The sequence below is a fragment of the Actinoplanes sp. L3-i22 genome (assembly GCF_019704555.1).
In the GTDB taxonomy this organism is placed as follows: domain Bacteria; phylum Actinomycetota; class Actinomycetes; order Mycobacteriales; family Micromonosporaceae; genus Actinoplanes.
The window spans coordinates 8379066-8394321 of record NZ_AP024745.1; the positions used below are offsets into that span (position 1 = coordinate 8379066).

Annotated in this window: 12 protein-coding genes; 6 read left to right on the top strand and 6 right to left on the bottom strand. The window is 71.4% G+C overall.

What is annotated here, in order from left to right; genetic code table 11:
* Window positions 1–162: 162 nt before the first annotated feature.
* Complete coding sequence (locus tag L3i22_RS37655; RefSeq protein WP_221322229.1) at window positions 163–1446, bottom strand: citrate synthase; 1284 nt, start codon at window positions 1444–1446, stop codon at window positions 163–165.
* Between the two features lie 183 nt (window positions 1447–1629).
* Here L3i22_RS37655 and L3i22_RS37660 point away from each other — a divergent pair, with 183 nt between their 5' ends.
* The gene (locus tag L3i22_RS37660) at window positions 1630–2487 is read left to right on the top strand and encodes a universal stress protein (protein ID WP_221322230.1); all 858 of its coding nucleotides are present in this window, start codon (window positions 1630–1632) and stop codon (window positions 2485–2487) included.
* A gap of 40 nt (window positions 2488–2527) precedes the next feature.
* Entirely contained in the window at window positions 2528–4858 is a 2331-nt protein-coding gene (locus L3i22_RS37665; protein ID WP_221322231.1) for a bifunctional diguanylate cyclase/phosphodiesterase, read from the top strand.
* Here the strand turns inward: L3i22_RS37665 and L3i22_RS37670 are convergent.
* Window positions 4855–5394, bottom strand: coding sequence for a hypothetical protein (locus L3i22_RS37670; protein ID WP_221322232.1), 540 nt, complete (start codon window positions 5392–5394; stop codon window positions 4855–4857). The genes L3i22_RS37665 and L3i22_RS37670 overlap by 4 nt on opposite strands.
* A 129-nt stretch (window positions 5395–5523) precedes the next feature.
* Here L3i22_RS37670 and L3i22_RS53960 point away from each other — a divergent pair, with 129 nt between their 5' ends.
* The 4 genes from L3i22_RS53960 to L3i22_RS37685 all read left to right on the top strand — a co-directional run bounded on the left by L3i22_RS53960 (window position 5524) and on the right by L3i22_RS37685 (window position 9271).
* Window positions 5524–5649 (top strand): hypothetical protein, encoded by a 126-nt coding sequence (locus L3i22_RS53960; protein ID WP_255657468.1) that lies wholly within the window; start codon window positions 5524–5526, stop codon window positions 5647–5649.
* 7 nt (window positions 5650–5656) lie between these two features.
* A complete protein-coding gene (locus tag L3i22_RS37675; RefSeq protein ID WP_221322233.1) occupies window positions 5657–6430 on the top strand; it encodes an exodeoxyribonuclease III in 774 nt (257 codons plus the stop codon).
* Between the two features lie 95 nt (window positions 6431–6525).
* Window positions 6526–8217, top strand: coding sequence for a PP2C family protein-serine/threonine phosphatase (locus tag L3i22_RS37680; RefSeq protein WP_221322234.1), 1692 nt, complete (start codon window positions 6526–6528; stop codon window positions 8215–8217).
* Between the two features lie 16 nt (window positions 8218–8233).
* Window positions 8234–9271, top strand: coding sequence for a B12-binding domain-containing protein (locus tag L3i22_RS37685; protein ID WP_221322235.1), 1038 nt, complete (start codon window positions 8234–8236; stop codon window positions 9269–9271).
* A 111-nt stretch (window positions 9272–9382) separates the two neighbouring features.
* Here L3i22_RS37685 and L3i22_RS37690 read toward each other — a convergent pair whose 3' ends face one another.
* The 4 genes from L3i22_RS37690 to hrpA form a co-directional block, all read right to left on the bottom strand.
* Window positions 9383–9631: a hypothetical protein gene (locus tag L3i22_RS37690; protein WP_221322236.1), complete on the bottom strand. Its 249-nt coding sequence runs from the start codon at window positions 9629–9631 to the stop codon at window positions 9383–9385.
* A gap of 414 nt (window positions 9632–10045) precedes the next feature.
* On the bottom strand, window positions 10046–10786 hold the full coding sequence (locus tag L3i22_RS37695; protein ID WP_221322237.1) for a LamG-like jellyroll fold domain-containing protein: 741 nt from the start codon (window positions 10784–10786) through the stop codon (window positions 10046–10048).
* 65 nt (window positions 10787–10851) lie between these two features.
* The gene (locus L3i22_RS37700) at window positions 10852–11229 is read right to left on the bottom strand and encodes a DUF6401 family natural product biosynthesis protein (protein ID WP_221322238.1); all 378 of its coding nucleotides are present in this window, start codon (window positions 11227–11229) and stop codon (window positions 10852–10854) included.
* A gap of 84 nt (window positions 11230–11313) precedes the next feature.
* Complete coding sequence (gene hrpA / locus L3i22_RS37705) at window positions 11314–15228, bottom strand: ATP-dependent RNA helicase HrpA (RefSeq protein ID WP_221322239.1); 3915 nt, start codon at window positions 15226–15228, stop codon at window positions 11314–11316.
* Window positions 15229–15256: the final 28 nt, after the last annotated feature.

A 15256-nucleotide genomic window follows, 5' to 3' on the forward strand; every position in this document is an offset into this window, starting at 1 on the left:
GCCGCACCGTCCACCCTGGGCGATCGGGGACGCGAAAACGCCCCACCGGATTTCCGGTGGGGCGCGTTTTCAAAAGTCTTTCCGCCAGTGCCGGCGCCGAACTCCGCCTCTTGAGTCCGGGCCGTGTCGTTCAGTTCTTTCCCAGAATTGCCGTGGAACTTCTCAGCGCTGCGACATCGGAACGAAGTCGCGGACCGGCGCGCCGGTGTAGATCTGCCGCGGGCGACCGATCTTGTTCGCCGGGTCGTGCATCATCTCGCGGTACTGAGCGATCCAGCCCGGAAGACGCCCGATGGCGAACAGCACCGTGAACATCTTCGTCGGGAAGCCCATGGCCTTGTAGATCAGGCCGGTGTAGAAGTCGACGTTCGGGTACAGCTTGCGGGAGACGAAGTAGTCGTCGTGGAGCGCGATCTCCTCGAGCTTGAACGCGATCTCCAGCAGCGGGTCCGGGTTGTCCAGGGTCGACAGCATCTCCTGGGCGGCCTTCTTGACGATGGCGGCGCGCGGGTCGTAGTTCTTGTAGACCCGGTGGCCGAAGCCCATCAACTTGACGCCCTTCTCCTTGTTCTTCACTCGCGTGACGAAGGAGTTGACGTCGCCGCCGTCCTTGCGGATCTGCTCGAGCATCTCGAGCACCGCCGCGTTGGCGCCGCCGTGCAACGGGCCGGAGAGGGCGTTGATGCCGGCCGAGACCGAGGCGAACAGGTTCGCCTGGGCCGAGCCGACCATCCGGACGCTCGACGTGGAGCAGTTCTGCTCGTGGTCGGCGTGCAGCACGAACAGCATGTCGAGGATCTTCGCGACCTTCGGGTCGACGTCGTAGTTGACGGTCGGCAGGCCGAAGGTGAGGCGCAGGAAGTTCTCGACGTAGTCGAGCGAGTTGTCCGGGTACGGCAGCGGGTGACCGATCGACTTCTTGTACGCGTACGCCGCGATCGTCGGAAGTTTCGCCATCAGCCGGATTGCGGAGATATCGACCTGCTCGTCGTCCAGCGGGTCGAGCGCGTCCTGGTAGAAGGTGGACAGCGCGGTGACCGCCGAGGAGAGCACCGCCATCGGGTGCGCGTCACGCGGGAAACCGGAGAAGAAGGTCCGCATCTCCTCCTGGAGGAGCGTGTGCACACGGATCTTGTCGCCGAAGTCGCGCAGCTGAGCCTCGGTCGGGAGCTCGCCGTTCATCAGGAGGTACGAGACCTCCAGGAACGACGACTTCCCGGCCAGCTGCTCGATCGGGTATCCGCGGTAGCGGAGAATTCCGGCGTCACCGTCGATGTAGGTGATCGCCGAGGTGGTCGATGCGGTGTTGACGAAACCGACGTCGAGTGTGACGAAACCGGTCTCCTTCAGCAGAGCACTGACGTCGATGCCGCCCGGCCCGTCGACGGCGTCGGTGACGCCCATCGACAATTGGCCACCGGGGTGGTCGAGCTTGACATCCGTCATGTATTTCCCTCACTTCACCGGCAGATGTCCCAAAGATTTTGCCGTTCACCGTAAACCCTCAACCTGAATGGGTCATCAGGTGGCCACCCGGTGAGGCATTGGTCACCAGTCCCTATGGACCGTTGCGCCATAGATAATGATCGGTATATTGCGAGAACGTTACGGGGAGCGGAGGTCGGACCGATGCAGATCCCGAATCGGCCGCCCGTGGTGGTCGGCGTCAACAAGACCGCGGCCGGTCTGGCCGCCGTGCGCCTCGGCGCGCGCGAGGCGGTCTCCCGAGGCACTTCACTGTTCGTGGTGCACGCCTTCACCTGGAACGCGGCGGGGGACCGCCAGGTCGCCTCACGCGTCGTCGAGGAGGCGGTCACCACCGCCCAGCGTTCCACACCCGGCGTCGATGTGCGCGGTCAACTCGTGGATGGATCACCCGGATCGGTGCTGCGCCGGTACAGCCGGACCGCCACGATCCTGGTCGTCGGCGCGCGGCCGGGCGGGTCGGCGCTGCTGGAGGTGGTGACCCAGGCCTGGTGCCCGGTGATCGTGACGCACGGTCCGCGGCCGCCGGCCGGCCGGGTGCTGGCCGCGGTGGACGGTTCCGGGCCGTCCGTCCTGGCGCTCCGGTTCGCCGCCGAGATGGCCCGCCGCCGGGGGCGCCGGCTGGACGTGGCGTACGCGACCGGCGAGAGCGAGGGCGGCGAGAGCGCCGGGGCCCGGGTGCTCGACGAGGTGATCGCCGCGGTGCCGGACCTGCCGCCGCTGCGCCGCCGGCTGCTGACCGGGACACCGGCCGCCGCCCTGGAACGCGCGTCCCGGCGCTCCGCGCTGCTCGTGCTCGGGCCGCGCGGGACCGGTGGCGCCGCCCGGTTCGGGTCGGTGGCCTACGAGATGCTCCGGCACAGCGGCTGCCCGACCGCCTTCGTCCACGGCCGCCGCGAGCCGGCCGCCCGCAAGGGCCGGGAGAATCGTGGGCCGGCCACGCACAAAGGTGGCGGGAAGTCGGAACCCGGCCACTCGACCACCCGCGCGTTGCTACGGTGAGCAAAAGCTAAGTCTTAGGGCAAAACGGGAGGAATGCCCGGTGCGCTCCGTGCTCCCGCCCGCCATCGCCCGCCGCCAATGGCAGATCATGGCCGCCTTCGGGGTCGTCGTGACCGCGGTCTACACCGCCTACTCGTCGACCGGCCTCGCCTCCGGAAGCCTGGTCCTGCTCGGTGTGCTGACCGTGGTGGCCTGCTTCCTCGGTCCCCGTCGCTGGGGCGCCGAGCCACCTGCTGCGTGGCTGATGATGGCCCTGGCCGCGCTGCTGTTCCTGGTCGGGCTGCTGATCCGGCCGACCGTCACCAACCTGGCGATGCCGCTGCCGCTGCTCGCCGACGTGGCCACGTTCAGCGGCTACCTGCTGCTCGGCGGCTTCCTGTTCATGCTGTTGCGGGCCCGGCAGAGCCTGGAGAAGCACGCCGTGCTGGACGGGCTGATCGTCTGCCTGGCCGCCGGGGTGACCAGCACGCTGCTGCTCGCCGCGCCGGCCGCGGCGATCTCCGGGCGGCCCGCGCTGCTCTCCATCATCCAGAGCAGCTATCCGCTCTTCGACGTGATGCTCGCGCTGCTCGTGATCAACCTGGCCTTCACCACCAAGACCTGGCCGGTCAGCATGGTCGCGCTGCTGGTGATGATGGTCGGACTGTTCCTCGGGGACACCGCGTACGCGATCGTCGGCGTGAACGGCCAGATCTACGCGTCCCCGCTGCTCAACCTGCCGTACGTGCCGGCGTACACGGCGCTGGGCGTGGCCGCGCTGCATCCGTCCGTGGTGGAGATGAGCCGGGCCGATCGGCTGCCCGTGCAGGCCTGGTCCTGGCAGCGCCTGGCGGTGCTGGTGCCGGCCCTGTTCCTGCCGTTCGGCCTGCTCCTGACGACCGGTACCAGCGCCGCCTCGCACCGGCTGCTGATCGCGGTCGCCGGCGCCCTGATGGTGGTGCTGCTGCTGTTCCGGGCGATCTCCGCGGTGCAGGGCCAGGTCGCCGCGCAGCTGCACTCCGAGCACCAGGCCACCCACGACCCGCTCACCTCGCTGCCGAACCGGCAGTCGATGTCCAGTGAGATCGAGCGGCTGGTCACCACCGTCGACCCGCACGGGCCGGACCGGGTCTGGGTGTACATGCTCGACCTGGACGGCTTCAAGTGGGTCAACGACTCGTGGGGGCACGACACCGGCGACCAGCTGGTGATCGAGGTCGGCCGGCGGCTGCGCGCCGCGGTGCCGGAGTCGGTGCCGGTGGCCCGGGTCGGCGGCGACGAGTTCCTGCTCGCCTTCGTCGGCGACAAGGCCGGCGCGCTGCGCCTGGTCGACGACGTCCGCGGCTGTTTCGCCCGGCCGCTGCCGGTGCGCGACACCGAGGTGGTGATCAGCGCGTCGATCGGGATCGCGCACTCCAGCGGCGACGCGATGCGCTCCGCGGTGACCGCCGAGGCGCTGATGCGCGACGCCGACACCGCGATGTACCGCGCCAAGGGCGAGGGCCCGGGCCGGTCCACGATCTTCGACACCACCATGCACGAGCAGGTGCGCGAGCGGATCGAGCTGGAGGTGGCGCTGCGGCAGGCGCTGGCGAACAACCAGCTGTACGTGGTCTACCAGCCGATCGTGCGGCTGGAGACCGGGATGCCGGTGGGCGCCGAGGCACTGGTCCGCTGGGAGCACCCGGAGCGCGGCTCGATCCCGCCGATGCTGTTCATCCCGATCGCCGAGGACGCCGGGCTGATCTCCGAGATCGGCACGTTCGTCCGGACCGAGGCGCTGCGCCAGCTCGGCGTCTGGCGCTCGCAGGGGGTCGTCTCGGAGAGCTTCTACCTGTCGATCAACGTGTCGCCGCGCCAGCTGAGCGAGGCGGAGCTGCCACTGGTGCTCTCCGGCGAGCTGTTCCGGTTCGGCGTGCCGGCCCAGTGCGTGGCGCTGGAGATGACCGAGTCGGTGATGGTGGACGGCTCCAGCGTCACCGCCCGGGTGCTGCACGAGCTGCGTCAGCTCGGCGTGAAGCTGCTGGTCGACGACTTCGGTACGGGCTTCTCCGCGCTCGGCTACCTGCGCCAGTTCCCGGTCACCGGCGTCAAGATCGACCGCTCGTTCGTGACCGGGCTCGGCAAGAACGACCAGGACGACGAGATCGTCCGGGCGGTCGTCGCGATGAGCCACGCGCTGGGCCTGAGCGTGATCGCCGAGGGGGTGGAGACCCCGTTGCAGCGGGAGGCGCTCTACCACTTCGGCGTGGTCAACGGGCAGGGCTGGCTGTGGGGCCGCGGGGTGATCGCGGCCGAGTTCGCCGAGACCTGGCACCTGACCGCGGCGCTGCCCGAGGTGCCGCTGCCGGTCGCCGCGGTCACCAGCAGCGGCCGCCACCGCCGGGATTAGGGGAACTCGTAGAGCCAGAACGACTGGGCGTCCATCCGGGTCGGCACGGCCTTGCCGGCGACCCGGCTCAGGATCACCCCGATCAGCCGGGGCAGCTGGTGCCGGTCCTCGTTGTAGGTGCAGATGTCCACGAACACCTTGCCGTCGACCGCGCCGATCGGCTGGTACAGCGTGCGCAGCAGCTCGACGAAGACCCCGGCGCCGCGCGAGCCGCGGGCCGCGCCGACGAACAGCACGTAGAAGATCCGCCGCTGGGCGTACAGCTCGGGCCAGTGGTGCGCGAAGTAGTCCGGCGAGATCAGCGAGACCGCGCTCAGCTCGGTGGTCATCGCGGCCAGCCCGACGACGTCGCCCGCGGCGTCGCGCGCCACGTACTTGTCCGCCCGCGGGTCGGCCATCAGCTCGTCGAACTCGACCTGGTGCAGCACGTGCCGGTTCACCGCGAGGATCGCCAGCTCGGAAAAGGCGTCGCGGTAGAAGCCCCAGGCCGGGTCGAGCAGCTCGGCCGGCAGCACCGGCATGACGTCCACGCGCATGACTGGCCCCCGTGAAGTTGTCCCGCTTCCCGACAAACCTCTCAGTCCCCCTGGTGCCGCGCGGGCAACTCCGGCATTATTCGCTCACGGATTTGCCCGGGTGATCCCGATCACCAGGTGGGAGGCGTGATGTCGGAACTGTTCGGCGCCGAGGGCCACGCCCTCTGGCTCACCGCCGTGCTGCTGGCCCTGGTCGCCGGTCTCGGCGTGGCGCTGGTCGCGGCGACCCGCGGTGGGCTGCCACCGCGCCGATAATGGGTGGATGCGCTTCGCCACCTGGAACGTCAACTCGGTCAAGGCCCGGCTCCCCCGCCTGCTCGACTGGCTGGAGAGCGCCGCTCCCGACGTGGTCTGCCTCCAGGAGACCAAGGTCGCCGCGGACGGCTTCCCGTCCGCCGAGGTCGCCGAGCTGGGCTACGAGACCGCGGAATACGGTCAGGGCCGCTGGAACGGTGTCGCGATCCTGTCCCGGGTCGGGATCGCCGAGGTCCGCCGCGGCTTCCCCGGCGAGCCCGGCTATCCGGACCCCGAGGCCCGCGCCGTCTCCGCGGTCTGCGACAAGATCAAATTCATGTCGGTGTACGTGCCCAACGGCCGGACCCCGGACGACCCGCACTACACCTACAAACTGGAGTGGCTGCGCGCCCTGCGCCTGACGCTCGCCACGGATCTGGCCGCCGGTCCCCTGGTGGTGGCCGGTGACTTCAACGTCGCGCCGACCGACGCGGACGTCTGGGACCCGGCGGTCTTCGCCGGCTCGACCCACGTCACGCCCCCGGAACGCGAGGCGATCGCCGCGCTGCGCGACCTCGGCCTCACCGACGTGCCGGCCCGGGCGATGAAGGGCGACCACCCGTTCACCTATTGGGATTACCGGGCGGGCATGTTCCACCAGAACAAGGGCATGCGCATCGATCACGTCTACACCAGCGCGGACCTGGCCGCCGCGGTGACGGATGCCGTGGTGGATCGCGAGGCGCGCAAGGGCAAGGGCCCGTCCGACCACGCGCCGGTGATCGTCGATCTGAAGCGCTGACCGGGTTCCGCGGGCCCGCGTACCGCCCGGTTCGCCGGACGACCCCGTAGGCTGAGGGACGTTCTGCACGACTCGGCGGGGAGACGGGAGGGACGATGACTTCGCGGACACCGCGGGTGACGACGGTCCCGGTGGCCACGCCGCTGCTGCTGCGGGCCACGTTCGACGCGGCGACCGAGGCGGTGCTGCTCTGCTCGGCCGCCGACGACACCATCCTGCTGGCCAATCCGGCGGCCTGTGCGCTCGTGCCCGGCCTGCGGCCCGGCGATCCGCTGACCGCGGCGCCGCTGCCCGAGCTGGCCGCCGCCGTGACCGAGGGCGCCGATTCCTTCCGGTCCGAGCACCACCGCCGCTTTCTGTACGGGCACCGCCGCGACCTGGACAACGCCCACTACGCCTGGTTCCTCCGCGACCACACCGACGAACGGGACCGGACCGCCGCCCTGGAGGCCGAGCGGTCCCGGGCCGCGTTCCTGGCCGACGCCGGCCGCCGGCTCTCCGCCTCGCTGAACCCGCGCCGGGTCCGCCGCACCACGGTCGAGCTCGCCGTCGAGCACCTGGCCGACGCGGCCGTGGTGATCCTCCCGCCGGACCGGCGCCGGAACTGCGCCTGGAGCAGTGCGCCCGGCCACCCGGTCGAGGAGGGCCTGTTCGGCGAGGAGACGCTCGGCGACGTGCCCGGCCTGCGCGAGGTGATCGACGGCTTCCCGCCGATCCCGAGCCGCTGGCTGGACGCGTCGCAGGTGCCCGGCTGGCTGTTCCCGGCCGACCTCGGCCCGATCGGCGCGCTGCTGGTCACGCCGCTGCCGGGCAACGCCGAGCCGGCCGGCGCGCTGATCCTGGCCCGGACCGGCGCCGACGCCGTCTTCAGCCCGGCGGACGAGGCGCTCGCCCGGGTGTTCGCCGCCCGGGCCGGCGCGGCCCTCTCCGCCGCCGCGCTCTACCAGGAGCAGGTCGAGACCGCCGCGGTGCTGCAGGCCGACCTGCTGCCGCCGGCGCTGCCCCCGACCGAGGGCTTCGAGCTGGCCGGGACGTACCAGGCGGCCCGCGAGACGATGCTGATCGGCGGCGACTTCTACGAGGTCTTCGGCCCGACCGCGACCAGCGAGGACACCGTGATCGCGCTCGGCGACGTGTGCGGCACCGGGCCGGAGGCGGCCGTCCTGACCGGCAAGGTCCGCCAGACGCTGCGCGCGCTGCGCCTGGTCGGCGCCGATCCGGAGACCATGCTGCGGGTGCTCAACCAGGCGCTGACCGAGTCCGCCCGGCGCCAGCGGTTCGTCACCCTGGTGGTCGGCGCGGTCACCCGGGCCGACCACGGCCGGGTCCGGCTCGAGCTGGCCGCCGGCGGCCACCCGCCGCCCCTGGTGCTGCGCACCGACGGGACCGTCGAGGAGGTGCCGACCAGCGGGACGCTGATCGGCGTCATGCCGCACACGTCGATCCACCCGGCCACCGCCGAGCTCGCCCCCGGCGAGTTGTGCCTGCTCTACAGCGACGGGCTGACCGAGGCCCGGGGTGGCCCGACCGGTGTCGAGCAGTTCGGTGAGGCCCGGCTGCACCGCGCGCTCGCCGACTGCGCGGGCCTGCCCGGCGCGGTCACCCTGGAGCGCCTGCGCCAGCTCGTCTCCGACTGGGTGCACGGCGGCACCACCGACGACATCGCGATGCTGGCGGTCCGCGCGCACCCCCGGCCGCCGCTGAGCCTGCGCGGCGGCGGCGCGAACCAGTCGCCGTACCTGACCGCCGCCCGGCACGGTGACCGGCGGGTGCGCCCACGCGCATGATGGGTACTACACACACATGACCACGTCGGCCGCCTCCCGCGCCCTGTCCGACCCCGATCTCTCGGCGGAGTACCTCCACCTGATCGGGGACGGTGACGAGCACGCCGCCACCGAGCTGGCCGTGACGCTGCTCGAGGACGGTGTCCCCGCGCAACGGATCATGGTCGACCTGATCGGCGGCACGCAGGGCCGGGTCGGTGAGCTGTGGGCGGCCAACGAGTGGTCGGTGGCCCGCGAGCACGCCGCCACCGCGGTCAGCGAGCGGGTGCTGGCCGCGGTCGCCGCCCGCGTCCCGGTCCGCCCGCACCGCGGCCGGGTCGCCCTGGCCTGCGTGGACGGCGAGTGGCACGGCCTGCCGGCGCGGATCCTGGGCGAGCTGTTCCGGATCGACGGGTGGCGGGTCGACTTCCTCGGCGCCAGCGTGCCCGGGCCGCACCTGATCACCCACCTGCACCAGACCGGGCCGGACGCGGTCGCGCTGAGCTGCATGATCCCGACCCGGCTGCCGCGGGCGCACGCCGCGATCACGGCCTGCCGGGCAGCCGGCGTCCCGGTGATCGCCGGCGGCCGCGGGTTCGGGCCGGGCGGCCGCTGGGCGGAACGTCTCGGCGCCGACGCCTGGGCCGGCACCGCCGAGGAGGCGATCACCCGCCTGGCGACCGACTGGCCGCCGGCCCCGGCCCCGGAGTTCCCGGCGGACTTCCTGGGCGACGAGGAGTACACGCACCTGGTGCGCTCCCGCCCGCAGCTGATCGAGACCGCGATGCGGCGGCTGGCCGAGGCGTACCCACCGGTCGACGAGTACGACGAGCAGCAGCTCGAGGCGACGATGGAGGACTTCGGCCACATCGCGGACTTCCTGGCCGCGTCGCTCTACATCGACGAGCCGCAGATCTTCCTGGACTTCACCGCCTGGACCGCCGCGGTGCTGGCCGCCCGCGACGTCCCGGCCGCGGCCCTGCGCGCCGGCCTGCACCTGATCCGCGGCCAGCTGATCGACTTCCCCAAGGCCACCGCCACCCTCGACCAGGCCCTGGCGGGCGTCAAACCATAAGACCGAAAACCCGATTGCGACGTACGGCCGGAGCCCCGCCCACCCCGGCCCGGAAGCGCCGAACGGCGGCCACCCCGGCTGGATGGCCGCCGTCCGTGCCGGTCGGATCGCTCAGCTGCGACGGAACGCGTAGCTCCGCCCACCGCCCGCGGACGCCGCCCGGCCCGCACGGGCCCGGTCGGACCGGGCGCGGGCGGCCTGCCGGCTGTCCTGGGCGCCGTGGTGCGCGGCCGCCGCGGTGTCGTCGTCCGGCTGCTCGTGCCCGCCTGCGCGGCGGGCCGGACCGGACAGGGCCGCGGCGATGTCCTTGCGGGCCAGGTCGTCGAGGTTCGGGTGAATCTTGAAGGGTTCTACAGGCATGCCGGTACCTCCGATGAAGCCGGTTCGGATGGGGAGCCGGTGATCGGTGCTGCACACAGGAGAAGGCCGCGAAGCAAGCCGGAAAGGCCGTGCTGGACCCGTCGCCGCGGCTCGGCCGGTGGACCGATGACCAGCGCGAAGGAGCGATCCACGAAAGCGCCCCGCGGGGACCGGTGCGGTCCGGCGGCGGGGGGTCGGGGATGCCCGGGTACGGATCACAGCATGGGCCGAACCTATGACCCGGAGCCGGGGGCGCGCCACCGATTTATTCGCGGGCTGACGGCCGTACCGTCGCAATCGTGGCGGACCGGAAGAGGGCCGCCGCCGGGCCGGAACAGCGCACCGTGCCCAGGGAATGACGGCGCGGGCCGGCCGTGATCGGCCGGCCCGCGAAGAAAGCGGAGAGCGAACCGGTCAGCCGAGCTGGATGTACACGTCGTCGAGCTGGCCGTGGTACATGTCGCTGGAGGCGCCGAAGTTCGGGCCGCCGATGCGCAGCGGCATGGTGTTGTCCACCGAGAGGGTGGCCGGGATGGTCGCCTTCTTGCCGGCGACGCCGTCGACCGAGATGCCCAGGGCGGTGGCCGAGCGCTCGCAGACGATCTTGTGCCAGGCGCCGTCGGCGATCGGCTTGGCGGACGTCGCGGTGAAGGTCTCCGCGGTGCCCTTGCCGGTCATCGCGCACTGCGCGCGGCCGGTCTTGCCGGTGAGCTGCAGCTTCCAGGCGCTGTCCGTGCCGGCCAGGCCCTTCTGCATGATGTTGGCCTTGCCCTTCATCTGGGCCGCCGCGACGCGGACGGTGGCCGCCCAGCGGAAGTTGCGGACGCCCGGGTTCAGGTCGGGAGAGTTCGGCGCCTCGAGGATCGCGCGGGCGCACGGCGTGGTGGCCGCGCAGGCGACCGGGAAGGCGGCGTAGCGGCCGGCGCCCTCGGTGGTGATCGCCACGGTGCCGCTGTCCGCGCCGCGCACGGTCAGGCTGGAGCCCTTGCCGGACAGGTCGGAGATCTTGCCGGCGGTCGCACCGCCGTCGAAGTTGTAGCGCGCCACCAGGGCCGGCGGCGGGTTTTCCGTGGTGGCAGCCGGTGCGGCGGCCGCGGGGGCGGCCATCGCCGGAACCGTCAGGAGCGCCAGTGCGGAGAGTTTGAACAGCCTCATGTCCTGAAGATGCCTGATAATGCCGGTTTAGGGGGTAATAAACCCGACTAAGTAGATCGTACGAGTCAGAGAAGTTCCGCCGCCTCGGCGATCAGGCACACCGCGACCAGGCGCAGCAGCGGCCACCCGGCGGCGCTCCAGCCGGCCACGGTGGTCGGCGCGAAGCCCGGCTCGGGCAGCGGGCGGCGCATCCGGACGGCCGCGGCGGCGATGCTGCGGGCGTACGCCGCGAGCCCCTCCGCGTCGACCGCCCGGCCGGCGCCGAGCAGCGCCTCCCGGACCGCCGCGGCGTGCTGGTCGACGGTGGCCAGCAGGCCCGGCTCGGCGAACGCGGCCGCGAGCCCGTCCACGCCGACCCGGGCCATCATCTCGTCGAGGAACAGGTCGGCGGGAACGGCGGCGGCGGTGGCGATGGCGGCGAAGGCGGTGCTCTCGTTCGTCATGCCGAGAACCCTAGGAGGCCGGGCGGGGTCACGACAGGGGCGTAACCCAACAGCACCGCACGCGCACCGAACCGCACCCGGCGTTTACATCGGCAGGGCGTCCATCGCCTTGAAGATCCGTTTGTCCGATACCGAGTAGGCGGTGCCGAGTGCCTGGGCGAAGAAGTTGACCCGCAGTTCCTCGATCATCCAGCGGATCTCGCGCAGCCCCTCGGAGGCCGGCCCGCCGACCGGCGCCTCCGCCTTGAGCTCGCGATACTCCGTCTCGATCTCGTGGATCTGGGTGGTCAGCTGGCGGTCCCGGCCGACGCTGCCGCCGAGCCGGTCCATCCGGTAGGCGATGCCCTTGAGGTAGCGCGGCAGGTGGTGCAGCTGCCGCCAGCCGGTCTCGGTGACGAAGCCCGGATAGACCAGCGCCTTGAGCTGCTGTCGGATGTCGGCCATCGCGTGCAGCAGCGCCGGGTCCCGGGTGGTCTTGATCCGCTGCTCCACGTCGTACGCCGTGGCCAGCACCGCCTGGACCTGGGTGACGACGTTGGCGACCGCGTCGACCAGGTCCTCCCGGACGGTGTCGCGCAGCGAGGCGAACTCGACCGACGACCAGACCGGTCCCCCGGCGTCGGCGACGAGCTTGTCGACCGCCGCGCCGGCGCAGTCGTCGAGCAGGTCCGCGATCGACCGGTACGGGTTCGACCGGGACAGCTCCAGCTTGGCCCGGTTGTCCAGCCGGCCCTGCAGGAACCGGGCCGCCGGCGGCAGCGTGAGCAGCAGCAACCGCCGGGTGCCGGCCCGCATGGCGACGCGCTGCTCGGCCTCGGTCTCGAACACCTTGACGCCGATGCTGGCGCCCTCGTCGACCAGGGCCGGCCAGACGTTCACGTCGTAGCCGCCGCGGCGCTGCACGACCCGGTGCGGGATCGCCCCGAAGTCGTTGGTGGTGATCCCGGTGCGCTCCAGCGAGCCGGCCGCCCGCGAGATGGTGGCCTGCACCTTCGGCGCCAGCTGGCGGCGCAGCACCTCCAGGTCACGGCCCTCGGCGACCACCTCGCCGGCCTCGCTGACGATCCGGAAGTTCATCCGCAGGTGGTCCGGCACCTGGTCGGGCCGCCACGCGTCGCGCGGCACCACCGTGCCGGTCAGCCGGCGCAGCTCGGCGCCGATCGCGTCGGGCAGCGGGCCGCGGCGCGGCGGCACCCGGTCGAGGACCGCGCCGGCCCAGTCCGGGACCGGGACGAAGCTGGTCCGCAGCGCCTTCGGCAGCGCCCGGATCAGGGCGATCACCACGTCCTTGCGGAAGCCGGGGACCGACCAGCCGAAGTCCTCCGCGTCCACCTTGTTGATCAGGTCGAGCGGGATCCGGACGGTGACGCCGTCGGCGTGCGAGTTCGGCTCGAACTCGTACAGCAGCGGCAGTTTGATGCCGGCCGACAGCCAGGCGTCCGGGAAATTGTTCGGGTCGACCGTGTCCCGGCCGGCGTTGACGACGTCCTCCCGGGTGAACGTGAGCAGTTCCGGATCGTCCCGGTGCGCTTTCTTCCACCAGCCGTCGAAATGGCGGGAGGAGACCACGTCCGCCGGAATGCGGGCGTCGTAGAGGCCGTAGACCACCTCGTCGTCGACGACGATGTCCCGGCGCCGCGCGCGATTCTCGATCTCGGTCATCTGGCGCAGCAGCCGGCGATTGCTGTCGAAGAACTTGTGGTGGGTCTCCCAGTCCCCCTCGACCAGCGCGTGCCGGATGAACAGCTCGCGGGCGACCACCGGGTCGATCCGGCCGTACTGCACACGCCGGCGCGGGACGATCGGCAGGCCGTACAGCATGACCTTCTCGAAGGCCATCACCGCGCCCATCTTCCGATCCCAGTGCGGCTCGCTATAACTGCTCTTGACCAGGTGCGGAGCGAGTTTCTCGGCCCATTCCGGCTCGATCCGGGCGTTCACCCGGGCCCAGAGCCGGCTGGTCTCGACCAGCTCCGCCGACATCATCCATTTCGGCTGCCGCTTGAACAGCACCGAGCCGGGGAAGACCGCGAACTTCGCGCCCCGGGCGCCCAGGTATTCGCGCTTCTCCGGGTCCTTGAAACCGATGTGACTGAGCAGACCCGCGAGCAGGGCGGTATGCACCGGCTGCGGCGCGACTCCGGCGTCCCAGTCCTCTTTCAAATTCAGATCGAGGGTACGGACCACCGACCGCAACTGCGTGTAGATGTCCTGCCATTCCCGGACCCGCAGGTAGTTCAGGAATTCCGCGCGACAGAGCCGGCGGAACTGGTTCCCGGACAGTTCCTGCTGTTTCTCCCGCAGATAGCGCCACAGGTTCAGGTACGTGAAGAAGTCCGATTCCTTGTCCACGAACCGGGAGTGCTTCTCGTCGGCCTGCTGCTGCTTCTCGGTCGGCCGCTCGCGCGGGTCCTGGATCGAGAGGGCGGCCGCGATCACCATCACCTCGGCGACGCACTCCTGCTTGTCCGCCTCGATCACCATCCGGGCCAGCCGCGGGTCGACCGGGAGCTGCGCGAGCTGGCGGCCCATCGGGGTGAGCTTGCCGGCGGTCAGGGCGCCGAGCTCCTCGAGGAGCTTGATGCCGTCGGTGACGTTCCGCTTGTCCGGCGGGTCGATGAACGGGAACTTGCCGAGATCGCCGAGGCCCAGGTTGGTCATCTGCAGGATGACCGAGGCCAGGTTGGTGCGCAGGATCTCCGGCTCGGTGAACTCCGGGCGGCCGGCGAAGTCCTCCTCCGAGTAGAGCCGGATGCAGATGCCGTCCGACGTCCGGCCGCAGCGGCCCATCCGCTGGTTCGCGCTGGCCTGGGAGACCGCCTCGATCGGCAGCCGCTGCACCTTGAGGCGGTGCGAGTACCGGCTCATCCGGGCGGTGCCGGGGTCGATCACGTAGCGGATGCCGGGCACCGTCAGCGACGTCTCGGCGACGTTGGTGGCCAGCACGATCCGCCGGCCGGTGTGCCGCTCGAACACCTTGTGCTGCTCGGCGGCGGACAGCCGGCCGTAGAGCGGGACGATCTCGGTGTTGCGCAGGTTCCGCTTCTCCAGCACGTCCGCGGTGTCCCGGATGTCCCGCTCGCCGGAGAGGAAGACCAGGATGTCGCCGTCGCGCGGCAGCTCGTCGACCGCGGCCGAGATGCCCTCGGTCTGATCGATCGGCTCCTCGCGGATCTCGTCGTCGTCCAGGACCGCCGTGGTGACCAGCGGGCGGTAGCGGACCTCGACCGGGAACGTCCGGCCGGACACCTCGATCACCGGCGCCGGCTTGCCGTTCGCGTCGGCGAAGTGCTCGGCGAACCGCTGGGTCTCGATCGTCGCCGAGGTGATGATCAGCTTCAGGTCGGGCCGCCGGGGCAGCAGGTCGCGCAGGTAGCCGAGGATGAAGTCGATGTTGAGGCTGCGCTCGTGCGCCTCGTCGATGATCAGCGTGTCGTAGCGGCGCAGCATCCGGTCGGTCTGGATCTCGGCCAGCAGGATGCCGTCGGTCATCACCTTGACCAGCGTGTCGTCGCCGGACTGGTCGGTGAACCGGACCTTGTAGCCGACCGTGGTGCCGAGCGGCCGGTCCAGCTCCTCGGCGATCCGCTCGGCGACCGTGCGGGCGGCGATCCGGCGCGGCTGGGTGTGCCCGATCTGGCCGCGCACGCCGCGCCCCAGCTCGAGGCAGATCTTCGGGATCTGGGTGGTCTTGCCGGAGCCGGTCTCGCCGGCCACGACCACGACCTGGTGGTCGCGGATCGCGGCGGCGATGTCGTCCTTGCGGGCGCTGACCGGCAGGGCCGGCGGGTAGGCGATCGGGGGCACGCCGGCGGCCCGGCTCTCCCGGCGCTGCTCGGCGGCCACCACCTCGGTGACGATCTCGGCGAGGGCGGCGCTCTTCGCGTCGTCGTCGCGGATCCGTCTGGTGCCTTCGAGGCGGCGTCCGAGCCGGTGCTCGTCACGGGGAAGAAGCTGGGAGATCCGGCTGCGGAGCTCTGAAGAAGGCGATGTCGACATGGCGCGGACAAGAATAGGCGGATCCGGC

Coding starts and splice junctions, on each gene's coding strand:
- L3i22_RS37680 (WP_221322234.1), top strand. CDS start 6,526: ATGACTTCGCGGACACCGCGGGTGACGACGGTCCCGGTGGCCACGCCG.
- hrpA (WP_221322239.1), bottom strand. CDS start 15,228: ATGTCGACATCGCCTTCTTCAGAGCTCCGCAGCCGGATCTCCCAGCTT.
- L3i22_RS37695 (WP_221322237.1), bottom strand. CDS start 10,786: ATGAGGCTGTTCAAACTCTCCGCACTGGCGCTCCTGACGGTTCCGGCG.
- L3i22_RS53960 (WP_255657468.1), top strand. CDS start 5,524: ATGTCGGAACTGTTCGGCGCCGAGGGCCACGCCCTCTGGCTCACCGCC.
- L3i22_RS37700 (WP_221322238.1), bottom strand. CDS start 11,229: ATGACGAACGAGAGCACCGCCTTCGCCGCCATCGCCACCGCCGCCGCC.
- L3i22_RS37670 (WP_221322232.1), bottom strand. CDS start 5,394: ATGCGCGTGGACGTCATGCCGGTGCTGCCGGCCGAGCTGCTCGACCCG.
- L3i22_RS37660 (WP_221322230.1), top strand. CDS start 1,630: ATGCAGATCCCGAATCGGCCGCCCGTGGTGGTCGGCGTCAACAAGACC.
- L3i22_RS37675 (WP_221322233.1), top strand. CDS start 5,657: ATGCGCTTCGCCACCTGGAACGTCAACTCGGTCAAGGCCCGGCTCCCC.
- L3i22_RS37690 (WP_221322236.1), bottom strand. CDS start 9,631: ATGCCTGTAGAACCCTTCAAGATTCACCCGAACCTCGACGACCTGGCC.
- L3i22_RS37655 (WP_221322229.1), bottom strand. CDS start 1,446: ATGACGGATGTCAAGCTCGACCACCCCGGTGGCCAATTGTCGATGGGC.
- L3i22_RS37685 (WP_221322235.1), top strand. CDS start 8,234: ATGACCACGTCGGCCGCCTCCCGCGCCCTGTCCGACCCCGATCTCTCG.